Annotated in this window: 18 protein-coding genes; 4 read left to right on the top strand and 14 right to left on the bottom strand. The window is 71.7% G+C overall.

The window, feature by feature from the left end:
* Nucleotide 1: 1 nt before the first annotated feature.
* Genes zwf through pgl form a run of 3 tightly spaced genes read left to right on the top strand, consistent with a single transcriptional unit; the run spans nt 2 to nt 3380 of the window.
* The gene (gene zwf, locus C4U44_RS03265) at nt 2–1549 is read left to right on the top strand and encodes a glucose-6-phosphate dehydrogenase (RefSeq protein ID WP_235031756.1); all 1548 of its coding nucleotides are present in this window, start codon (nt 2–4) and stop codon (nt 1547–1549) included.
* Nucleotides 1546–2601, top strand: coding sequence for a glucose-6-phosphate dehydrogenase assembly protein OpcA (opcA, locus tag C4U44_RS03260; protein WP_103884010.1), 1056 nt, complete (start codon nt 1546–1548; stop codon nt 2599–2601). The genes zwf and opcA overlap by 4 nt, the downstream gene beginning before the upstream one ends.
* 38 nt (nt 2602–2639) lie before the next feature.
* The gene (gene pgl / locus C4U44_RS03255) at nt 2640–3380 is read left to right on the top strand and encodes a 6-phosphogluconolactonase (protein WP_235031793.1); all 741 of its coding nucleotides are present in this window, start codon (nt 2640–2642) and stop codon (nt 3378–3380) included.
* Nucleotides 3381–3490: 110 nt separating this feature from the next.
* On the opposite strand, the gene pgi is transcribed toward pgl, so the two are convergent.
* The 3 genes from pgi to C4U44_RS03240 form a co-directional block, all read right to left on the bottom strand.
* Entirely contained in the window at nt 3491–5149 is a 1659-nt protein-coding gene (gene pgi, locus C4U44_RS03250) for a glucose-6-phosphate isomerase (RefSeq protein ID WP_103884008.1), read from the bottom strand.
* Nucleotides 5150–5360: 211 nt separating this feature from the next.
* Nucleotides 5361–6125, bottom strand: coding sequence for a sugar isomerase domain-containing protein (locus C4U44_RS03245; RefSeq protein WP_103884007.1), 765 nt, complete (start codon nt 6123–6125; stop codon nt 5361–5363).
* Nucleotides 6126–6306: 181 nt separating this feature from the next.
* Entirely contained in the window at nt 6307–7503 is a 1197-nt protein-coding gene (locus tag C4U44_RS03240; RefSeq protein ID WP_103884006.1) for an N-acetylglucosamine kinase, read from the bottom strand.
* A 59-nt stretch (nt 7504–7562) separates the two neighbouring features.
* On the opposite strand from C4U44_RS03240, the gene C4U44_RS03235 reads away from it, so the two are divergent.
* Entirely contained in the window at nt 7563–8450 is an 888-nt protein-coding gene (locus tag C4U44_RS03235) for a MurR/RpiR family transcriptional regulator (RefSeq protein ID WP_103884005.1), read from the top strand.
* Nucleotides 8451–8541: 91 nt separating this feature from the next.
* Here the strand turns inward: C4U44_RS03235 and C4U44_RS03230 are convergent, their stop codons facing one another.
* The 11 genes from C4U44_RS03230 to uvrA all read right to left on the bottom strand — a co-directional run bounded on the left by C4U44_RS03230 (nt 8542) and on the right by uvrA (nt 21956).
* The gene (locus C4U44_RS03230; RefSeq protein WP_073497103.1) at nt 8542–8877 is read right to left on the bottom strand and encodes an RNA polymerase-binding protein RbpA; all 336 of its coding nucleotides are present in this window, start codon (nt 8875–8877) and stop codon (nt 8542–8544) included.
* A 228-nt stretch (nt 8878–9105) separates the two neighbouring features.
* Entirely contained in the window at nt 9106–9336 is a 231-nt protein-coding gene (secG, locus tag C4U44_RS03225) for a preprotein translocase subunit SecG (RefSeq protein ID WP_200823134.1), read from the bottom strand.
* Nucleotides 9337–9481: 145 nt separating this feature from the next.
* Entirely contained in the window at nt 9482–10267 is a 786-nt protein-coding gene (tpiA, locus tag C4U44_RS03220) for a triose-phosphate isomerase (protein WP_103884003.1), read from the bottom strand.
* Nucleotides 10268–10271: 4 nt separating this feature from the next.
* On the bottom strand, nt 10272–11486 hold the full coding sequence (locus C4U44_RS03215; protein WP_103884002.1) for a phosphoglycerate kinase: 1215 nt from the start codon (nt 11484–11486) through the stop codon (nt 10272–10274).
* 150 nt (nt 11487–11636) lie between these two features.
* The gene (gene gap, locus C4U44_RS03210; RefSeq protein ID WP_103884001.1) at nt 11637–12641 is read right to left on the bottom strand and encodes a type I glyceraldehyde-3-phosphate dehydrogenase; all 1005 of its coding nucleotides are present in this window, start codon (nt 12639–12641) and stop codon (nt 11637–11639) included.
* Nucleotides 12642–13211: 570 nt separating this feature from the next.
* Nucleotides 13212–14189, bottom strand: a complete 978-nt coding sequence (gene whiA, locus C4U44_RS03205) for a DNA-binding protein WhiA (RefSeq protein ID WP_103884000.1) — start codon at nt 14187–14189, stop codon at nt 13212–13214.
* Nucleotides 14180–15199, bottom strand: a complete 1020-nt coding sequence (locus C4U44_RS03200; protein ID WP_103884184.1) for a gluconeogenesis factor YvcK family protein — start codon at nt 15197–15199, stop codon at nt 14180–14182. Before C4U44_RS03200 ends, whiA begins: the two co-directional genes overlap by 10 nt.
* A gap of 2 nt (nt 15200–15201) precedes the next feature.
* Nucleotides 15202–16215 carry an RNase adapter RapZ gene (rapZ, locus tag C4U44_RS03195; RefSeq protein ID WP_407642772.1) on the bottom strand — a complete coding sequence of 338 codons (1014 nt, stop codon included), beginning with the start codon at nt 16213–16215 and terminating at the stop codon, nt 15202–15204.
* 17 nt (nt 16216–16232) lie between these two features.
* The gene (gene uvrC, locus C4U44_RS03190; RefSeq protein WP_103883999.1) at nt 16233–18377 is read right to left on the bottom strand and encodes an excinuclease ABC subunit UvrC; all 2145 of its coding nucleotides are present in this window, start codon (nt 18375–18377) and stop codon (nt 16233–16235) included.
* 47 nt (nt 18378–18424) lie between these two features.
* A complete protein-coding gene (locus C4U44_RS03185; protein WP_103883998.1) occupies nt 18425–18856 on the bottom strand; it encodes a Rieske (2Fe-2S) protein in 432 nt (143 codons plus the stop codon).
* Between the two features lie 166 nt (nt 18857–19022).
* Nucleotides 19023–21956, bottom strand: a complete 2934-nt coding sequence (gene uvrA / locus C4U44_RS03180) for an excinuclease ABC subunit UvrA (RefSeq protein WP_103883997.1) — start codon at nt 21954–21956, stop codon at nt 19023–19025.
* Nucleotides 21957–22138 lie beyond the last annotated feature (182 nt).

The following is a 22138-nucleotide window of genomic DNA, read 5'->3' as shown; positions in this document are numbered from 1 at the left end:
GGTGGCAACCGACGACGAGAACCAGACGGTGCACGACAATCCGCTGCGCGACCCGCTCGACCGGCGGCTGCCGCGCATCGCGGGGCCGTCCGGGCTGGTGATCTTCGGGGTCACCGGTGACCTGTCGCGCAAGAAGCTGATGCCGGCGGTCTACGACCTCGCCAACCGCGGCCTGCTGCCCCCGGGCTTCGCGCTGGTCGGCTTCGCCCGCCGCCAGTGGGAGAACGAGGACTTCGCCCAGGAAGTGCACGACGCGGTCAAGGAGCACGCCCGCACCCCCTTCCGCGAGGAGGTCTGGCAGCAGCTCGCCGAGGGCTGCCGCTTCGTGCAGGGCAACTTCGACGACGACAAGGCGTTCGAGCAGCTCAAGTCCACCATCGAGGACCTCGACAAGGCGCGCGGTACCGGCGGCAACTTCGCCTTCTACCTGTCCGTGCCGCCGAAGTTCTTCCCCGACGTGGTGCAGCAGCTCAAGAAGCACGGCCTGTCGCAGGGCACCGGCGAGTCGTGGCGGCGCGCGGTGATCGAGAAGCCGTTCGGCCACGACCTGGCCAGCGCGCAGGACCTCAACTCGATCGTGCACGACGTCTTCCCGCCCAACGAGGTCTTCCGGATCGACCACTACCTGGGCAAGGAGACCGTCCAGAACATCCTGGCGCTCCGCTTCGCCAACACGATGTACGAGCCGATCTGGAACCGGTCGTACGTCGACCACGTGCAGATCACCATGGCCGAGGACATCGGCATCGGCGGCCGCGCCGGGTACTACGACGGCATCGGCGCCGCGCGCGACGTCATCCAGAACCACCTGCTCCAGCTGCTGGCGCTCACCGCGATGGAGGAGCCCGGCTCCTTCCACCCGAAGGCGCTGACCGCGGAGAAGCTCAAGGTGCTCGGTGCCGTCGTGCTCCCGGACGACCTGGGCAAGTACACGGTGCGCGGCCAGTACGCGCACGCCTGGCAGGGCGGGGAGGAGGTGCTCGGGTACCTGGAGGAGGACGGCATCGACCCCAAGTCCAAGACCGACACCTTCGCCGCGGTGAAGCTGGAGATCAACAACCGGCGCTGGGCGGGCGTGCCGTTCTACCTGCGCACCGGCAAGCGGCTCGGCCGCCGCGTCACCGAGATCGCGGTGGTCTTCAAGCGGGCCCCGTACCTGCCGTTCGAGTCCGGCGCCACCGAGGAGCTCGGCGAGAACGCGCTGGTCATCCGGGTGCAGCCGGACGAGGGCGTGACCGTGCGGTTCGGTTCGAAGGTGCCCGGCACCTCCACCGAGGTACGCGACGTCACGATGGACTTCGCGTACGGCGAGTCGTTCACCGAGTCCAGCCCCGAGGCGTACGAACGGCTCATCCTGGACGTGCTGCTCGGTGACGCGAACCTCTTCCCGCGGCACCAGGAGGTGGAGCTGTCCTGGACCATCCTCGACCCGGTCGAGCAGTACTGGGACAAGCACGGCAAGCCGGCACAGTACGCGTCCGGCACCTGGGGCCCGACCGAGGCGGACGAGATGCTCGCACAAGACGGCAGGAGCTGGCGCAGGCCATGAGGATCGATCTGACGGACACCACGTCCTCGAAGATCAACGCCGGGCTGATCGAGGCCCGGCGTGCGATCGGCACCCCGGCGGTCGGCATGGTGCTGACCCTGGTGATCGTCACCGACGAGGGCAGTGCGTACGACGCGCTGAAGGCCGCCCACGAGGCGTCGAAGGAACACCCGTCGCGGATACTGGTCGTCATCAAGCGGCCCGGGCGCTCGCCGCGGGACCGGGCGATGGCCCGGCTCGACGCCGAGGTCGTGGTGGGCGACGAGGCCGGCACCGGCGAGACCGTGGTGCTGCGCATGCACGGCGAGCTGGCCAACCACGCCGAGTCGGTGGTCCTGCCGCTGCTGCTGCCGGACGCCCCCGCGGTGTGCTGGTGGCCGGACAAGGCCCCGGAGCACGCAGCGGAGGACCCGCTGGGCCGGCTGGCGGCGCGCCGGATCACCGACTCCGCGGCCGCCGAGGACCCGGTGGGGTCGATCGTGCTGCGTGCGAAGACGTACGCGCCCGGTGACACCGACCTGGCCTGGACCCGGATCACCCCGTGGCGTTCCATGCTGGCCGCCGCGCTCGACCAGAAGCACCACAAGATCGAGCGTGCCGCGGTGGAGGGCGAGGCGTACAACCCGAGCGCCGAACTGCTGGCGCTGTGGCTGTCGGACCGGCTCGGCGTTCCGGTGGAGCGCAAGGTCTCCAGCGGTCCCGGGCTGACCGCGGTGCGGCTGTTCACCTCCGAGGGAGACATCTGCCTGGACCGGCCCGAGGGCGGGCTGGCCGAGCTGGCGGTGCCGGGGCAGCCCGACCGCCATGTGGCGCTCAAGCGGCGGGAGACCTCGGAGCTGATCGCCGAGGAGCTGCGCCGGCTCGACCCGGACGACATATACCGCGCCACCGTGAAGTTCGGCCTGAAGCACCTGCTGAACTCCGACGGTTCCAGCGGCTCGGTCGCGAAGAGCGGCAAGGCGGGCGAGCCCGCCGAGGGCGCGTCGAAGGCGGCTCCGGCCAAGAAGGCGGCGTCGAACTCCGGTTCCGGCAAGGCGGCGGCGGAGAAGTGAGTACGCCACAGGTGGTCGTCCACCGGGACAAGGAGCTGATGGCGCGGGCCGCCGCGGCCCGGCTGATCACGAAGGTCGTGGACGCCCAGGCCGCCCGCGGATCGGCCTCCCTGGTGCTCACCGGCGGGCGGAACGGCAACGGGCTGCTGGCCGCGCTCGCCGAGTCCCCGGCGCGTGACGCCGTGGACTGGGCGCGGCTGGACCTGTGGTGGGGCGACGAGCGGTTCCTCCCCGAGGGGGACCCGGAGCGCAACTACACCCAAGCCCGGGAGGCACTGCTGGACTCGGTGCCGGTCGACCCGGCCCGGGTGCACCCGATGGCGCCGTCCGATGGCGCGTACGAGACCGACGTGGAGGCCGCCGCGGCGGCCTACGCGGCGGACCTGGCCGCCGCGGCCGGGCCGGAGGACCACACCCGGGTGCCGTCCTTCGACGTCCTCATGCTGGGCGTCGGCCCGGACACGCATGTGGCCTCGCTCTTCCCGGAGCACCCCGGCACCCGGGAGACCGTCCGCACCGTCATCGGTGTGCACGGCTCGCCCAAGCCGCCGCCGACCCGGATCTCGCTGACCTTCCCGGCGATCCGCTCGGCCCGGGAGGTGTGGCTGCTCGCCGCGGGCGAGGACAAGGCGGGCGCGGTCGCGCTGGCTCTGTCCGCGCCGGGCGAGGTCCAGGCTCCCGCGTCGGGTGCCTACGGCCGGGCCCGCACCCTGTGGCTGCTCGACCGCCCCGCGGCGTCCAAGCTCCCCCCGGAGCTGTATCCGGCGGCCTCGTCGTGACGCCGTAGGCCGAACCGGTGCGGGCCGCGCAGGCGGCGCGGCCGGTCCGGTCGGTTCGACGCGGAGGAGCCCGGGATCATCCGATCCCGGGCTCCTCCGCGTGTGCGGGCTCAGCGGCCGCGCAGCTCGCGGTACTTCGCGACGAGTGCCTTCGTGGACGGGTCCAGGCCCGGCACGTCGGCGCCCTCGGTGAGCGCGGGCTCGACGCGCTTCGCGAGCACCTTGCCGAGCTCGACGCCCCACTGGTCGAAGGAGTCGATGTTCCACACCGCGCCCTGCACGAACACCTTGTGCTCGTAGAGCGCGATGAGCTGGCCGAGGACCGACGGGGTCAGCTCGTTGGCCAGGATGGTGGTGGTGGGGTGGTTGCCGCGGAACGTCTTGTGCGGCACCAGCTCCTCGGGCACCCCCTCGGCGCGGACCTCGTCCGGGGTCTTGCCGAAGGCCAGCGCCTGCGTCTGGGCGAAGAAGTTCGCCATCAGCAGGTCGTGCTGCCCGGCGAGCGGGCCGAGTTCGGCCAGCGGCCGCGCGAAGCCGATGAAGTCGGCGGGCACCAGCTTGGTGCCCTGGTGCAGCAACTGGTAGTAGGCGTGCTGCCCGTTGGTGCCGGGGGTGCCCCAGACCACCGGGCCCGTCTGCCAGCTCACCGGGTTGCCGTCGCGGTCCACGGACTTGCCGTTGGACTCCATGTCGAGTTGCTGGAGGTAGGCGGTGAACCTGCTCAGGTAGTGGCTGTAGGGCAGCACCGCGTGCGCCTGGGCGTCGTGGAAGCCGCCGTACCAGACGCCGAGCAGGCCGAGCAGCAGCGGCACGTTCCGCTCCGGGGGCGCGGTCCTGAAGTGCTCGTCGACCAGGTGGAAGCCGGCCAGCATGCTCCGGAACGACTCGGCTCCGATCGCGATCATCAGCGACAGGCCGATCGCGGAGTCGAAGGAGTAGCGGCCGCCGACCCAGTCCCAGAACTCGAACATGTTCGTGGTGTCGATGCCGAACTCGGCGACCTTCTCCGCGTTCGTGGACAGCGCGACGAAGTGCTTGGCCACGGCCTCGTCACCGGCGCCGAGTTCACCCAGCAGCCACTGCCGGGCGGAGGTGGCGTTGGTGATCGTCTCGATGGTGGTGAAGGTCTTGGAGGCGATGATGAACAGCGTCTCCGCGGCGTCCAGGTCGCGCACCGACTCGTGCAGGTCGGCGCCGTCCACGTTGGACACGAAGCGGAGGGTCAGGTCGCGGTCGGCGTAGGAGCGCAGCACCTCGTAGGCCATCGCGGGGCCCAGGTCGGAGCCGCCGATACCGATGTTGACGATGTTCCTGATCCGCTTGCCGGTGTGGCCGGTCCACTCGCCCGAGCGGATCCGGTCGGCGAAGACCGTCATCTTGTAGAGCACGGCGTGCACGCCGGGTACGACGTTCTGCCCGTCGACGGAGATCGTCGCGGACTGCGGGGCGCGCAGGGCGGTGTGCAGCACCGCGCGGTTCTCGGTGACGTTGATCCGCTCGCCGCCGAACATCGCGTCCCGCAGCTCGAACACCTTGGTGGCTGTTGCGAGTTCGCGCAGCAGGTCCAGGGTCTCGTCGGTGACGAGCTGCTTGGAGTAGTCCAGGTGGAGGTCTCCGACCTGGAGGGTGTAGCGGCTGCCCCGGTCGGGGTCGCGGTCGAAAAGGTCCCGCAGATGGGTGCCGGACAGCTCCTCGCGGTGCTTGGCGAGCGCGTGCCACTCGGGGCGCTGGTCGAGCCGGGGGGTGCCCTGCGCGTTTCGTTCGGACATCAGTCCACTTCTCCTCGTCCTCGCTGCGACACCCAAAATAATTGATGGCGCGGCAGAACGAGATCCGGCACCCGGGCGCGCCGCGTACCAGCCGTCGCACCGTCACCGGAGCGGCGCCGAAACGCCGTCCGCCGCTGGTGGGGACGGCGCCCCGGCAACTGCCCGGACCGGCCGGACCGGACGGGGCCCGGCCGGATCCCATGGGGCCGGATCAGAAGCCGCCGCGGTGGATACGGCCCGCGTAGCGCTCCTCCAGCACAGTGTTGCGCTCGTGCCCGCCGGGAAGGTTCGCCGAGATGTAGACCGGCGCGTCGTGGCCCTCGGCGTTCAGCAGGCCGACGGCCTCGGCGACGGTCATCTGCACCAGCAGCGCGGAGGTGATGGTGGACACGCCGCACAGGGCGCCGCCGTTCGGCAGCGGCAGCAACGCGTCGCCCGCCGGCGCGCAGTTGTCGAGCACGGCGTCGGCGACGTCGGCCAGCCGCTTGCCGCTGGGGTGCAGGGCCGGCACGGCGCGGGTGTGGGTCAGCGAGGTCAGCGCGATGAGGTGGTGGCCGGCCTCCTTGACGTGCAGCGCCATGTCGACGATGGAGTTGTTGACGCCGGAGTTGGAGACGATCACGAACACGTCCTGCGGGCGCGGCTCGGCCAGGTCGTACAGCCGGCGGGCCAGGCCCGGGGAGCGCTCCAGCAGCGGGTCGGCGAGCACCGAGCGGTCCTCGCCGCCGCGCAGCACCAGGTCGGTGAGGCCGATCCGGTTGGTGGGGATCAGGCCGCCGGCCCGGCCGACGATCTCCAGGACGGTGGCCTGCGAGTGCCCGGTGCCGAAGCCGTGGATGACGCCGTCGGCGGCCACGCAGTCGGCCAGGAGCCGGCCGGCGGCCGCCACGGACTCCTTGTTCGCGCCGATCGCCCGCTCCACCGCGGCGCGGCCCTCGTCGGCGAACGTCGCGGCGCTGATCTGTCCCTCGGCCATGCCCGGGTCCCCTTTGCGGAAGTCCAGAAGTGCGAAAAGTGCGGAACGGCGCTGCTGATCCTCGCCGCATTGCGTTCGGTTGAATCAACCAACCGCCCAGCGTAATGATGAAACATTGAGCCACCATGGCCCGTCAAGACGCCCGGGCGACGGACCCGGTGGATGCCGGCCGTTCCGGCGTTCACGGCAGGGCGGGCGGGTCGACCGGGTCGCCGGGAGGCAGCGGGCCGCGCCGGTCGAGCAGCCCGCAGGCGAGCGCGGCGGCGCCCGTGGACCCGTCGGCGACCGGGAAGACCCGCAGTCCGAAGCGCTTGATCCGCGCCGTCACCCGGTCCAGCAGCGGCCCGCCCGGTCCGAGCAGCCCGCCGGTCGCCACCAAGGGCTCGCCCGGGCGCGGGGCCAGCGAGCGCACCGCGTCGGCGAGCAGCCCGGCCGCCTCGTCCAGCAGGCCCAGCGCCACCGCGTCGCCCTCCCGCGCCGCCTCCACCACCAGCGGGCTGAGCGCGGCCAGCCGGGACGGCGCCTGCTCGTACGCCCGCGTCACGAGGGTCTCCGCGAGCCGGAACCGGACCACCGCGTCCGTCGCGGGCCCGAAAACCGGTCCGGCCTGCGGCCCCTCCGCGACCTCCGCCTCCCCGCCGCTCCCCTCATCGGCGCCCGCCCCGGTCGGCCCCAGATAGTGCGCCATCACCCGCGGCACCAGCGCCGTCCAGGGGCCGCGGCTGTCCAGCGCCTCCAGGACCGCCCGCGCCGCCCGGTTGCCGAGCCAGAACCCGCTGCCCTCGTCGCCGAGCAGCCAGCCGTGCCCGTCCGAGACGGCGGCGCGGCGGCCCTCGACCAGGCGGGCGGCGATGGCGCCGGTGCCGGCGATGAGCACGAGGCCGTCGGAGGGGGCGCCCGGCGCCGCTGGAAGGGCCACGTCGGTGTCGCCGCCTACGCCGACCGGCACCCCGGTGATGCCGTGCACGGCGAGCGCGTCGCGGAGGCAGGACAGCGCCAGTTCGAGCCCGCGCTCGGGGCCGATGCCGGGAGCCGCGCCCGCGAAGCCCCCGTACGCCGCGCCGACCCGGTCGCGTACGTCCGGGTCGGCGGCGACCGCCTGCGCGACGGCCCCGCCGATCGCCGCCGCAAGGTGGTCGGTCAGGTCCGCCCGGCCGACGTTCAGCGCGTTGCCGGGGCCGCCGCTGCCCCGCCCGAGCACGCGGCCCCCGGGCCGGCCCGCCGTCAGGCACGCCCGGCTCCGGGTCCCGCCCGCGTCGATGCCCAGGACCAGCGGCGGCCGGTCCCGGCCGCCGCCCTCGTCGCCGGTGCCGCCCGTGCCGCCCGTGCCGCCCGTGCCGCTGCCGAACCCGGCCCGTTGGCTGTAGATTTCACTCATCGACACGCATCGTGGTTGATGGATTCACCACCGCACAACCCCCGACGGGACGAGTCGTCATGATCACCGCTCTGATCCGCACCGAACTCCCCCGGATGTCCGGGTCGCTGCGCAAGGTGGGCGAGCTGGTGCTCGCCGACCCGGTCACGGCCACCCACGGATCCGCCGCAGAGCTGGGGCGCCGTACCGGGACCTCGCAGGCGACGGTGACGCGGTTCTGCCGGGCGCTGGGGCTGGAGTCCTACCAGCAGCTGCTGATCGAGCTGGCACAGGAGCAGGGCCGCGCCGAGGCCGCACCGCGCAGCGCGGCGCTCGGCCCCAGGATCGGGCCGGACGACGACCTGGAGCAGGTGATCGGCGTGGTCGCGGAGGCCGATCTGCGGGCGCTGCGGCACACCGCCGAACTCCTGGACCGCGAGGCGCTGGAGCACGCCGCGCAGGCCCTCGCGCGGGCCCGCAGGATCGACGTCTACGGCGTCGGCGGCTCGGGGATCGTCGCCCACGAGACGCAGGCCCGGCTCTTCGGCATCGGCTGCGCCGCCCACGCCTGGACCGAGGTGCACGCCGCGGAGACCTCAGCGGCCCTGCTGACGCCTTCCGACGCGGTGGTGGCAGTCTCCCACTCGGGTGCGACGCGCGAGGTCCTGGAGCCCCTGCGCCGGGCCGCGGAGCGCGGCGCGACGACCGTGGCGGTCACCGGTGACCCGCGCTCGCCCATCGCGCAGGCCGCGGACGTCCGGCTGACGTCGTTCTCGGGCGAGACCAGCTTCCGGCGCGGCAACTTCGGTACCCGCCACTCGGTACTGCTGATCGTGGACTGCCTCTACGCCCGCGTCGCGCAGCTCACCTACGAGCGGGCGACGGCCTCGATCGCGCTCACCGCGCACATCGCGGCCTCGCACACGACGAAAAAGGCCCCCAGCCGCCGGGCGGGCTCAGCTTCCTGAGCCTGCCCGGCGGTTGGGGGCCCGGGCGGTGCGGCCGGGACCTAGTGCCGGGACCGGAAAGGTTCTCCGATTCGCGGCGCCCGGCACGGCACTAGATCTCGCCCCGGAGCTTGGCCAGCGCCTCGGCGAGGATCGCCTCGCCGTCGGCGGCCGACCGGCGCTCGCGTACGTACGCCAGGTGGGTCTTGTACGGCTCGGTGCGCGGCGGTGCCGGCGGGTTCTCCTCGTCCTGCCCGGCCGGGAAGCCGCAGCGGGGGCAGTCCCAGGTCTCCGGGATCTGCGCGTCGCTGGCGAAACTCGGCTGGGTCTCGTGCCCGTTGGAGCACCAGAAGGAGATGCGCAGGCGCGGAGCGGACTCGCCGCGCTCGGCCTCTCCCATCGGCCCCGCTCCGACCCGACTACCACGGATCGCGTTGCCACTTGCCACGGTCGTAACTCCCTGCGTGATGGTGCTGCGAGGTCGCCCATTTGACGGAGACCGGTTCGCCCCCGCGCCTGGCGGGAAAGGGCACGGTATCCCAAGACGCGGTTCCATCATAAGTCGTGGATAAGTCGTCTTCGCGACACGGCGTCAATTCGCCCGCAATCGGCGGTAGTCGGACGCGGCGCGCGCAGCGCCGCCGCGAGTGGTCCGCCGGGACCGGTGCCGCGCCCGCTAGTTGTTCACCTTCATCACGATGCCGAGGGTGACGATGCACGCGAACCACAGCAGCCCGATCACGACCGTGATCCGGTCGAGGTTGCGCTCGGCCACCGACGAACCGCCGACGGTGGACTGCATGCCGCCGCCGAACATGTCGGAGAGACCGCCGCCCTTCCCCTTGTGCATGAGCACGAGCAGCAGGAGCAGCAGGCTGAAGATGATGAGGGCGATGGAGAACCCGATGACCACGGCTGGACCAACTCTCTCGACTACATGACGGCACTACATGGTTACGGCGCGGAGCCGGGGTCGGTGCTTCCACACCACCCCGGCCCCGACAGGGTACTTCACCGGCCCCCCGAGTTCACCGGTGCTGTCACTGGTCCCGTCACTGGTCCCGGAACCGGACGATCTTGACGAACTCCTCCGGATCCAGGGCGGCGCCGCCCACCAGGGCGCCGTCGACGTCCGGCTGGGCCATGATCGCGGCCACGTTGCCGGACTTGACCGAGCCGCCGTACTGGATGCGGACGGCGTCGGCGAGCCCCTGGTCGTACAGCTCCGCGAGGCGGGCGCGGATCGCCCCGCAGACCTCCTGCGCGTCCTCGGGGGTGGCGACCTCGCCGGTGCCGATCGCCCACACCGGCTCGTAGGCGATCACGATGCGCGCGGCCTGGTCCGCCGCGACGCCCTTGAGGGCCCCGTCGAGCTGGGCGAGGGTGTGCGCGACCTGGTTGCCGGCCTTGCGGACGTCCAGGCCCTCGCCGACGCACAGGATCGGAGTGAGGCCGTGCTTGAAGGCGGCCTTCACCTTGCCGTTGACGATCTCCTCGTCCTCGCCGTGGTACTGGCGGCGCTCGGAGTGCCCGATCACCACGTAGTCGCACTTCAGCTTGGACAGCATCGGCCCGGAGATCTCGCCGGTGTACGCACCGTGGTCGTAGGCCGACACGTCCTGGGCGCCGTACTTGATCCGCAGCCGGTCACCGTCCACCAGGGTCTGCACGGAGCGCAGGTCGGTGAAGGGCACCAGAACGGCGACCTCGACCGCGTCGTGGTCCTTGTCGGTGAGGCCGAAGGCGAGCTTCTGGACGTGCGCGATGGCCTCGAGGTGGTTGAGGTTCATCTTCCAGTTGCCCGCCATCAGCGGGGTGCGGGTGCTCTGCTCACTCATCGGTTCAGTTCTCCAAAGCAGAAAGGCCGGGCAGCGTCTTGCCCTCCAGGTACTCCAGGCTGGCGCCGCCGCCGGTGGAGATATGGCCGAAAGCATCCTCGTCGAATCCCAGGATGCGGACGGCCGCCGCCGAGTCGCCGCCGCCGACCACGCTGAAGGCGGACCCGTCGGACAGGGCCTGCGCGACGGCGCGGGTGCCGTCGGCGAAGTCGGGGTGCTCGAAGACGCCCATCGGGCCGTTCCAGAAGATGGTGGCGGCGTCTGCGAGCTTCGCGGCGAACAGCTTGCGCGACTCCGGGCCGATGTCCAGGCCGATCAGGTCGGCGGGGATGGCGTCCACGGGCGCGGTGACCGGCTGCGCGGGCGCCTTCGTCCTCAGGTCGGGGAACTCCGTCGCGCCGACCACGTCGACCGGCAGTACGAACTCCACGCCCTTGGCGGCGGCGCGCTCCAGGTACTCGGTGACGATCGGGAGCTGGTCCTCCTGCAGCAGGCTCTTGCCGACCTCGTGGCCCTGGGCCTTGAGGAAGGTGAAGACCATGCCGCCGCCGACGAGGATGCGGTCGGCCTTCTCCAGCAGGTGGTCGATGACGCCGAGCTTGTCGGAGACCTTCGAGCCGCCGAGCACCACCGCGTAGGGGCGCGAGACGTCCTCGGTGAGCTTCTTCAGCACGCCGACCTCGGTGGCGATCAGCCCGCCGGCCGCGTGCGGCAGCCGCGCCGGCAGGTCGTACACCGAGGCATGCTTGCGGTGCACCGCGCCGAAGCCGTCGCCGACGTAGGCGTCGGCGAGGGCGGCGAGCCGGTCGGCGAACGCGCCGCGCTCGGCGTCGTCCTTGCTCGTCTCGCCGGGGAAGAAGCGCAGGTTCTCCAGCAGGACCACGTCGCCGCCGCGCGCGGCGGCCAGCGCCTTCTCGGTCTGCTCGCCGACCGTGTCGGTGCCGAACAGCACCCGACGGTCGAGGAGTTCGGTCAGCCGGGTCATCACCGGCGCGAGGGAGAACGTGGGGTCCGGCTCGCCCTTGGGGCGGCCGAGGTGCGAGGCGACGATCACCGTGGCGCCGGCGTCGGCGAGCTTGGCGATGGTCGGGACGGCGGCGCGGATCCGGCCGTCGTCGGTGATGGTCGTACCGTCCAGCGGCACGTTGAGGTCGGCGCGGACGAACACCCGCTTGCCCTCGACCTGCCCCTCGGCGATCAGGTCGTCGATCGTCTTCATGTGTCGGGTCTCCTGTGACTAGGGTCCGGCACCCCGCGCAAGCCGACAGGGCCCGGGCGAGCGCGTCGTCGCGCTCGTCCGGGCCCTGTCGCTCACATCGCGGTGCGGTGGCTGACGGAAACGGCTACGCGGCCGCGGTTCCGGCCGTCCTCAGAGCCGGCCGCCGACGAAGACCGCGAGGTCCACCAGGCGGTTGGAGTAGCCCCACTCGTTGTCGTACCAGCCGATGACCTTGACGGTCTTGCCCTGCACCATGGTCAGCTTCGAGTCGAAGGTGCACGACGCCGGGGTGTTGACGATGTCCGAGGACACGATCGGGTCCTCGGTGTACTCCAGCAGACCCTTGAGCTGGCCCTCGGACGCCTTCTGGAAGGCGGCGTTGACCTCGTCCTTGGTGACCTCGCGCTCCAGGTCGACGACCAGGTCGGTGACCGAGCCGGTCGGGACCGGGACGCGCATGGCCATGCCGTCCAGCTTGCCGGCCAGCTCCGGGATGACCAGCGCGGTGGCCTTCGCGGCACCCGTGGTGGTCGGGATGATGTTCTCCGCGGCGGCGCGGGCGCGACGCAGGTCCTTGTGCGGGAAGTCCAGGATGCGCTGGTCGTTGGTGTACGCGTGCACCGTCGTCATCAGGCCCTTGACGATGCCGAAGTTCTCCAGCAGCACCTTCGCCAGCGGCGCCACGCAGTTCGTGGTGCAGGAGGCGTTGGAGATGATGTTGTGCTGCGCCGGGTCGTACGCGTCCTGGTTGACGCCCATGACGATGGTGATGTCCTCGTCGGTGGCGGGCGCCGAGATGATGACCTTCTTGGCGCCGCCGGCCAGGTGTTTGCCCGCGTCGGCGGCCTTGGTGAAGATGCCGGTCGACTCGATCACGATGTCGACGCCCAGCTCGCCCCACTTGATGGCGGCGGGGTCGCGCTCGGCCAGCACCTTGATGCTGTGGCCGTCCACGGTGATCGTGTCGGCGGTGTGGGTGACCTCGGCCTTGAGGCGCCCCAGGATGGTGTCGTACTTCAGCAGGTGTGCCGTGGTCGCGGTGTCACCCAGGTCGTTGACGGCCACGATCTCGATGTCCGCACCCTGTTCCAGGATGGCGCGGAAGAAGTTACGCCCGATGCGGCCGAAGCCGTTGATGCCTACCCGGATCGTCACGAACCGATCTCCTCGCTCAGTCGCCGGAGTCCCTCTCCGGCTGCGAAATATGGGATGTCCCCGACCAACACCGACCCTACCGTGTCCCCCACCCCCCCCGTGCCCGGGCACCCTTCCCGGCGGAGCGGTGCCCTCACGGCTGGGGGTGCCCTTCCCGTGCCGGGTGCCTTGCGGCTGGGGGGTGCCCCACTTCCCGTGTCGGGTTGCCCTGGCGGGCAGAGGGGTGCCCTTCCTGTGCCGGGTGCCCTTGCGGCTGGGGGTGCCCCTCAGGGGTGCGGGGAGGGGGCACCTCCGCGGGAAGCGGCAACCACCAGGGGCGCGGGGAACTGCGCGCTCAGCCGGCGCGGCGCAGCCGGGGACCCGCAGGCCCAGCCCCCGCGGCGACGTCCCCGGACCACCGGCCGGTGGCCGGTTGCTCGCGCAGTTCCCCGCGCCCCTGCAAAGCACCGTCCGTCCGCAGGGCAACCCGGCCCCGGGGAAGGGGCACCCTCTGCCCGTCAGGGCAACCCGACACGGGGAGTGGGCACCCTCAGCGGCAAGGCACCCCGCACGGGGGCACCGTGGGAGCCGTCAGCCGACCATTTCCTCGGTGAGGTTGGCCTCGGTCCCGGGCATCCCCAGATCCGACGCCCGCTTGTCCGCCATCGCCAGCAACCTCCGGATCCGCCCGGCCACCGCATCCTTCGTCAACGGCGGCTCCGCGAGGGACCCGAGCTCCTCCAGGGACGCCTGCTTGTGGTCCATCCGCAACCGCCCCGCGGCAGCGAGATGCTCGGGCACGTCATCCCCGAGGATCTCCAGCGCCCGCTGCACCCGGGCCCCCGCCGCGACCGCCGCGCGAGCGGACCTCCGCAGGTTGGCGTCGTCGAAGTTGGCCAGCCGGTTCGCGGTCGCGCGGACCTCGCGCCGCATCCGCCGCTCCTCCCACGCGAGCACGGAGTCGTGCGCCCCGAGCCGGGTGAGCAGCGCGCCGATCGCGTCGCCGTCACGCACCACCACGCGGTCCACGTTCCGCACCTCCCGCGCCTTCGCCGGGATCTGGAGCCGGCGGGCGGCGCCGACCAGCGCGAGGGCGGCCTCGGGCCCGGGGCAGGTCACCTCCAGCGAGGAGGAGCGCCCGGGCTCGGTCAGCGAACCGTGCGCGAGGAACGCGCCGCGCCACGCCGCCTCCGCGTCGCAGGTCGCACCGGAGACCACCTGCGGCGGCAGCCCCCGGATCGGGCGGCCGCGGCCGTCGACCAGGCCGGTCTGCCGGGCCAGCTGGTCACCGCCGGCCACCACCCGCACCACGTACCGGCTGCCGCGGCGCAGCCCGCCCGGGGCCATCACCACCAGGTCCGACGCGTGCCCGAAGATCTCCAGGATGTCCTTGCGCAGCCTGCGCGCCGCGATCCCGGTGTCGAGTTCCGCCTCGATCACGATCCGCCCGCTCACCAGGTGCAGGCCGCCCGCGAACCGCAGGATCGACGAGACCTCCGCCTTGCGGCAGCAGGTCCGGGTGACGGGGAGCCGGGAGATCTCGTCCTTCACCGCTGCCGTCATCGCCATGGGCCGATCCTTCCACGCATACGAAAAATCCGGTCATACGCGGCCGCCAACGACTCGGGGTCGTGCCGCGGCCCATCAGGGGCGGCGACCCGGGCCAGTTCGACCGTTGCGCCCAACCGCTGGGCGGCCTGTTCCAGGCTGTCCCGGTCGGGTACGGCGGCTTCGTCGGCGAGAACCACGTCGATGGTGAGTTTAGGGGCGTGTCGGCCCAAAACCTCCAAGTGACGCTGCGGAGAAAAACCTTCGGTCTCTCCGGGCTGCGGCGCGAGGTTGAGTGTGAGCACCCGCCGGGCCCTGGTCTGGGCCACCGCCTCGGCCAACTCCGGTACCAGCAGGTGCGGGATGACCGAGGAGAACCAGGAACCGGGGCCGAGCACCACCCAGTCCGCGTCCATGACCGCCTGAACGGCCTCGGGCACCGCCGGCGGGTCGGCCGGCACCAGGTGCACCTCCTGCACCTCACCGGGCGTCAACGCGACGGTGGCCTGCCCGCGTACGGTCGAGACCTCGCCGGGCAGCTTCGGGTCGTGGCCGCGCACGATGGCCTCCAACTCCAGCGGCACCGCCGACATCGGCAGCACCCGGCCGTGCGCGCCCAGCAGCCGCCCGACCCACTCCAGGGCGGCGACCTCGTCCTTCAACTGCTCCCACAGCGCGACGATCAGCAGGTTGCCGACCGCGTGCCCGTGCAGGTCGCCGCCGCTGACGAAGCGGTGCTGCAGCACCCGCGACCAGGTCTGCCCCCACTCGTCGTCCCCGCACAGCGCGGCCAGCGCCTTGCGCAGGTCGCCCGGCGGCAGCACGCCCATCTCGGCACGCAGCCGCCCGCTGGAGCCGCCGTCGTCGGCGACCGTGACCACCGCGGTCAGATCGCCGGTGATCCGGCGCAGCGCGGCCAGGGAGGCGGACAGGCCGTGGCCGCCGCCCAGGGCGACCACCTTCGGCGGTACCCCGGACCGGCGGCCCAGGGCGGCGTCCTTGCCGCCGCGGCGCCGCCGCCTACCCGTCATGATCACTCGCGCCCCATGTCCCTGTGTACCGTCACCGTTTCCACTCCGTCCGCCGCCAGCCGCGCCGCGAGCCGTTCCGACATCGCCACGCTGCGGTGCTTGCCGCCGGTGCACCCGACGGCGATGGTCACATAGCGCTTGCCCTCGCGGCGGTAGCCCGCCGCGATGATGTGCAGCAGCTCGGCGTACCGGTCGAGGAACTCCTTCGCGCCGGGCTGGTTGAACACGTACGTGGCCACCTCGTCGTTGAGCCCGGTGAAGGGGCGCAGCTCCGGTACCCAGTGCGGATTGGGCAGGAAGCGGCAGTCCACCACCAGGTCGGCGTCGACGGGCAGCCCGTACTTGTAGCCGAACGACATGACGGTGGCCCGAAGTTCCGGCTCCTCGTCACCGGCGAACTGCGCGTCCAGTTTGGCCCGCAGTTCGTGCACGTTCAGGCTGGAGGTGTCGATCACCAGATCGGAGTCGCCGCGCAGCTCGCGCAGCAGGTCGCGCTCGGCGGCGATGCCGTCCACGATCCGGCCGGCGCCCTGCAGCGGGTGCGGGCGGCGCACGGACTCGAAGCGGCGCACCAGCGCGTCGTCGGACGCCTCCAGGAAGATCACCCGGCGCTTGACGCTCTTGGTGGCGAGGTCGGCGAGCGACTCGCGCAGGTTGTCGAAGAACTGCCGGCCGCGGACGTCGACGACCACCGCGATCCGCGCCACGTTCCCCTGCGAGCGGGCGCCGAGGTCGACCATGGTGGGGATGAGGGCGGGCGGCAGGTTGTCCACCACGAACCAGCCCAGGTCCTCCAGGCACTTCGCCGCGGTGCTGCGGCCTGCTCCCGACATGCCGGAGATGATCACGAGCTCGGGGATCGCCGAGGTCGCCTCGCCCGCCGTGCCGCCGCTCACGTCGGCGCCGTCCTTCTCGTCCTTGCCGTTCGTGTCGCCGTTGCCATCGTTGCCGTCGTTCTTGTGCTCGTCGGTGCGCGCGCTGTTCGTGTCGGCCCCGTCGTCCGGTGTCCCGGTCATGGGCTCGTCCCGGTCGCTCATCTGCTGTTCCCCCGATGGTCGGACGGGGCCGCCGTAGGGCCGGCGGGCTTCCCGTCACTGTCTTCGATGATCTCTCCGGTCGCCGTGTTCACCGCGGGTCCGCCCGGTGCCGCGGCGGCCAGGGTCGCGACGACGGTCTCCGCGGTGCGGCGGCCGATCCCCGGCACCTCGCAGATCTCCGCCACGGTCGCCGCGCGCAGCCGCTTCAGCGAGCCGAAGTGCTTGAGCAGCGCCTGCCGGCGGGTGGCGCCCAGCCCGGGGACGGTGTCCAGGGCGCCGGCCTTCATGGACTTGGAGCGCTTGGTGCGCTGGTAGGCGATGGCGAAGCGGTGCGCCTCGTCACGCACCCGCTGGAGCAGGTACAGACCCTCGCTGGTCCGGGGCAGGATGACCGGGTCGTCGTCGCCCGGCAGCCACACCTCTTCCAGCCGCTTGGCGAGGCCGCAGACGGCCACGTCGTCTATGCCGAGCTCGGCCAGCGCCCGGCTCGCCGCGGCGACCTGCGGCTGCCCGCCGTCGACCACGACGAGCTGCGGGGGGTAGGCGAACTTGCGGGGACGGCCGGTCTCCGGGTCGATCGGCCCGCCGGCGGCCTCGTCGTGCTCCCCGGAGCCGTTCTGCCGCCCGAACTCCTCGGAGCCGTGCTCCGCATGCTCCCCTTGCTCCTCCTGCTCCCCGGGGCCGTGCTGGTCCTGCTCCTCCCACTCGCTGGTGCGCTGCTTCTCCTGGAGATAGCGGCGGAACCGGCGGGTGATCACCTCGTGCATGGACCGCACGTCGTCCTGCCCGGTGAACGACTTGATCTGGAAGCGGCGGTACTCGCTCTTGCGGGCCAGCCCGTCCTCGAAGACCACCATCGACGCCACCACGTCGTCACCCTGGAGGTGGCTGATGTCGTAGCACTCGATCCGCAGCGGCGCCGTGTCGAGGTCGAGGGCGGTGGCGATCTCCTCCAGGGCGCGGGAGCGGGTGGTCAGGTCCGAGGCGCGCTTGGTCTTGTGCAGAGCCAGGGCCTGCTGCGCGTTGCGCTGCACCGTGGCCATCAGGTCCTTCTTGTCGCCGCGCTGCGGCACCCGCAGGCTGACGTGCGAGCCGCGCCGCTCGGCGAGCCACTGCGCCACCGGCTCCACCGGCTCCGGCAGCGCCGGGACCAGCACTTCCTTGGGCACCCCGCCGCTGCCGCCGGACTGCTCGGCGTCACCGCTCTCGTCGCCGTACAACTGCTGGAGGGCGTGCTCGACCAGGCCGGCGGTGTCGACCGCCTCGACCTTGTCGGTGACCCAGCCGCGCTGCCCGCGCACCCGGCCGCCGCGGACGTGGAAGATCTGCACGGCCGCCTCGAGTTCGTCCTCCGCGACCGCGATCAGGTCGGCGTCGGTGGCGTCGGCGAGCACCACCGCGTTCTTCTCCATGGCGCGGCGCAGCGCCTCGATGTCGTCGCGCAGCCGGGCCGCCTGCTCGTACTCCATGGCGTCGGCCGCGTCCTTCATCCGCTGCTCCAGCCGGCGCAGGTAGGTGCCGGTGTGGCCGGCCATGAAGTCGCTGAACTCCTCGGCGAGTTCGCGGTGGTCCTCGGGGCTGATCCGGCCGACGCAGGGCGCGGAGCACTTGCCGATGTAGCCGAGCAGGCACGGCCGGCCGATCTGCGCGGAGCGCTTGAACACCCCCGCGGAGCAGGTGCGGACCGGGAAGACCCGCAGCAGCAGGTCGACGGTCTCGCGGATCGCCCACGCGTGGGCGTACGGCCCGAAGTAGCGCACACCCCTGCGCTTGGGACCGCGCATCACCTGGACCCGCGGGAAGTCCTCGTTCATCGTCACTGCGAGCGAGGGATAGCTCTTGTCGTCGCGGTACTTGACGTTGAACCGCGGGTCGAACTCCTTGATCCAGGAGTACTCCAGCTGGAGCGCCTCGACCTCGGTGGAGACCACCGTCCACTCCACGGACGCGGCGGTGGTCACCATCGTCGCGGTGCGGTGGTGCAGGTTGGTGATGTCCTGGAAGTACGACGAGAGCCGCTGCCGCAGGCTCTTCGCCTTGCCGACGTAGATCACCCGGCGGTGATCGTCCCGGAACTTGTAGACCCCTGGGGAGTCGGGGATCTGGCCCGGCTTCGGTCGGTAGCTGCTGGGGTCTGCCATGCCTTCCACCCTACTGGCGGGCCGCGACATTCCAGGGCAGATGACGGTCAGGTCGCGGGGCCCGCCGTCAGCTTGCCACCGGCCGCCTTGATGTCCACCGCGGGCAGCGCCTTGCTGGCCGGACCCTGGACGACGGCCCCGGTCTCGGCGTTGAACTGGCTGCCGTGGCAGGGGCAGGACGCGGTGGTGCCGTCCACGGTGTCCAGCACGCAGCCCTGGTGGGTGCACACCGCGCTGAACGCCTTGAAGGAGCCCTGCGTCGGCTGCGAGACGAGCACCTTGTCGTCCCGGTAGAGCTTGGCGCCACCGACCGGGACCGCCGAGGCGGCGCCGAGGTCCACCGGCTTGGTCGGGCCGTCCGCGGAGCCGTTCTTCTTGGCGCCGCACGCGCTGAGGCCGGCGTCGGCGGCGACGACGGCGCCGGCCAGTGCCGCACCGCGCAGGACGGTCCGGCGGGCGGCGGGCAGTTCGGGGGACATGGGCGCTCCAGGTGCGGGACGTACGGTACGTGGCCGGTCTTGCGGTCGTCCGTACCTTACGTCCCGCACCTGGACGCCCCTGCGGCGGAGTGCCCCGGCGGCGCCTGTCCCCGCCCCGGGCGCCGCCGGAGTGCCCTCGGGGGGCGCCCCGGACCGCTCGCCGCTGCTACGCCTTGGCCGCTCGCTTGCGCGGGGCCGGGGTGCGCTTCTTCGCCGGTGCACGCTTCCTGGGCGCGGGCACGGCCGCGTCGCTGACCGCGTCCGGGCTGAGGATGTCCCGCAGGAACTTGCCGGTGTGGCTGGCCGGCACGCCCGCGATCTGCTCGGGGGTGCCCTCGGCGACGACCAGTCCCCCGCCGTTGCCCCCCTCCGGGCCCATGTCCACGACCCAGTCGGCGGTCTTGATCACATCGAGGTTGTGCTCGATGACGATCACGGTGTTCCCCTTGTCGACCAGCCCGGACAGCACCTTGATCAGCTTGCTGATGTCCTCGAAGTGCAGGCCGGTGGTGGGCTCGTCCAGCACGTAGACGGTGCTGCCGGTGGCCCGCCGCTGCAGCTCGGAGGCGAGCTTCACCCGCTGGGCCTCACCGCCGGAGAGCGTCGGCGCGGGCTGGCCGAGCCGGACGTACCCCAGGCCCACTTCGTTGAGCGTGCGCAGGTGGCGGGCGATGGCGGGGACGGCCTCGAAGAAGTCCAGCGCCTCCTCGATCGGCATGTCCAGCACCTCGGCGATGGACTTGCCCTTGTAGTGCACCTCCAGGGTCTCCCGGTTGTACCGCGCACCGTGGCAGACCTCGCAGGGGACGTACACGTCCGGCAGGAAGTTCATCTCGATCTTGATGGTGCCGTCGCCCGAGCAGTTCTCGCAGCGGCCGCCCTTGACGTTGAAGGAGAAGCGGCCGGGCAGGTAGCCGCGGACCTTCGCCTCCATCGTCTCGGCGAACAGCTTGCGGACGTTGTCGAAGACGCCGGTGTACGTGGCCGGGTTGGACCGCGGGGTGCGGCCGATCGGCGACTGGTCGACGTGCACCACCTTGTCCACCAGGTCGTCGCCGTCCACCCGGGTGTGGCGGCCGGGGACGCTGCGGGCGCCGTTCAGCTCGCGGGCGAGGTGGGTGTACAGGATGTCGTTGACCAGGGTGGACTTGCCGGATCCGGAGACACCGGTGACCGCGGTGAGCACGCCCAGCGGGAAGGACACGTCGATGTCCTGGAGGTTGTGCTCGCGGGCGCCGTGCACGGTCAGCCGGCGCGCCCTGTCGATCGGGCGGCGCTCGGTCGGGGTGGGGATGGCCCGCTTGCCGGAGAGGTACTGACCGGTCAGCGACTCGTCGTTGACCAGCAGGTCCTTCAGCGAGCCGGAGTGCACGACCTTGCCGCCGTGCTCGCCGGCGCCGGGGCCGATGTCCACCACCCAGTCGGCGGTCTTGATGGTGTCCTCGTCGTGCTCCACGACGATCAGGGTGTTGCCCAGGTCGCGCAGCCGCACCAGGGTCTCGATCAGCCGGTGGTTGTCGCGCTGGTGCAGGCCGATGGAGGGCTCGTCCAGCACGTAGAGCACGCCGACCAGGCCGGAGCCGATCTGGGTGGCCAGCCGGATCCGCTGCGCCTCGCCGCCGGACAGGGTGCCCGCGGCGCGGTTGAGCGAGAGGTAGTCCAGGCCGACGTCGACCAGGAACCGCAGCCGCTCGTTGACCTCCTTCAGGACACGCTCGGCGATCTTCTTGTCGCGGTCGGCGAGCTTCATGCCGGCCAGGAACTCCGCGCAGTCGCTGATCGACATCGCGGCGATGTCGGCGATCGAGCGGTCCTGCACGGTGACGGCGAGCACGATCGGCTTGAGCCGCTTGCCCTGGCAGGTGGGGCAGGGCACCGCCCGCATGTAGCCCTCGAAGCGCTCGCGGCTGGAGTCGCTCTCCGACTCGTTGTGCCGACGGCGGACGTAGGGGATCACGCCTTCGAAGTGCGTGGTGTACGCGCGCTCGCGGCCGAACCGGGTCTTGTAGGCGACCCGGACCTCGGACTTGTGCCCGTGCAGCAGCGCCTTCTTGGCGCGGGCGGGCAGGCCCGCGTACGGGATGTCGGTACGGAAACCGACCTCCTTGGCGACGCTCTGCACCAGCTTGTCGAAGTAGCCCTTGGACATGCCGCCGGACCAGGGGGCGAGTGCGCCCTCGTCGAGGGACTTCTGCTCGTCCGGGACGATCAGCTCGGGGTCGATCTCCATCCGGGAGCCGATGCCGGTGCAGTCCGGGCAGGCGCCGAAGGGCGAGTTGAAGGAGAAGGAGCGCGGCTCCAGCTCCTCGAAGGACAGGTCGTCGTACGGGCAGTACAGGTGCTCGGAGAACATCCGCTCGCGCTGCGGGTCGTCCTCCGGGAGGTCGACGAAGTCGAGGATGACCATGCCGCCGGACAGGCCGAGCGCGGTCTCCACCGAGTCCGTGAGGCGGCGCTTGGCGCTGCTCTTCACGGTGAGGCGGTCCACCACCACCTCGACGGTGTGCTTCTCCTGCTTCTTCAGCTTGGGCGGGTCGGTGAGCTGGATGGTCGCGCCGTCCACCCTGGCCCGGCTGTAGCCCTTGGTCTGGAGGTCGGAGAACAGCTCGACGAACTCGCCCTTGCGCTCGCGCACCAGCGGGGAGAGCACCTGGAAGCGGACCCCCTCCTCCAGCTCCAGCACCCGGTCCACGATGGCCTGCGGGGACTGGCGGGCGATCGGCCGGCCGCATTCCGGGCAGTGCGGCTTGCCGATCCGGGCGAAGAGCAGCCGCAGGTAGTCGTAGACCTCGGTGATGGTGCCCACGGTGGAGCGCGGGTTGCGCGAGGTGGACTTCTGGTCGATGGAGACCGCCGGCGACAGACCCTCGATGAAGTCCACGTCGGGCTTGTCCATCTGCCCGAGGAACTGCCTGGCGTAGGACGAGAGCGACTCGACGTACCTGCGCTGGCCCTCCGCGAAGATCGTGTCGAAGGCGAGCGAGGACTTCCCGGAACCGGACAGGCCGGTGAACACGATGAGCGAGTCCCGGGGCAGGTCCAGCGAGACGTTCCGGAGATTGTGCTCGCGAGCGCCACGGACGGTGAGTCGGTCGGCCACGCCAGTGCGCCTTTCCGTAGATGGGGGGACGGTGAACGGTCAGCACCCCCAGTCAGCCTAAACGGGGTGCGGTCGACATTTCTTCCTGATGGACCTCTTGCCGCCGCCTGCCTCAGCCGCCGCGACACTCACGACCCTATAGCACGCACATTCGATTTACGGCGCGCGCCGGCCTCTTTCAC

Origin of the sequence: Actinacidiphila yanglinensis (assembly GCF_900107965.1) — a bacterium.
Taxonomy (GTDB): Bacteria; Actinomycetota; Actinomycetes; order Streptomycetales; family Streptomycetaceae; genus Actinacidiphila; species Actinacidiphila yanglinensis.
Note: the sequence above shows the minus strand (reverse complement) of the source record. Positions and strands in the feature narration are given on the sequence as shown.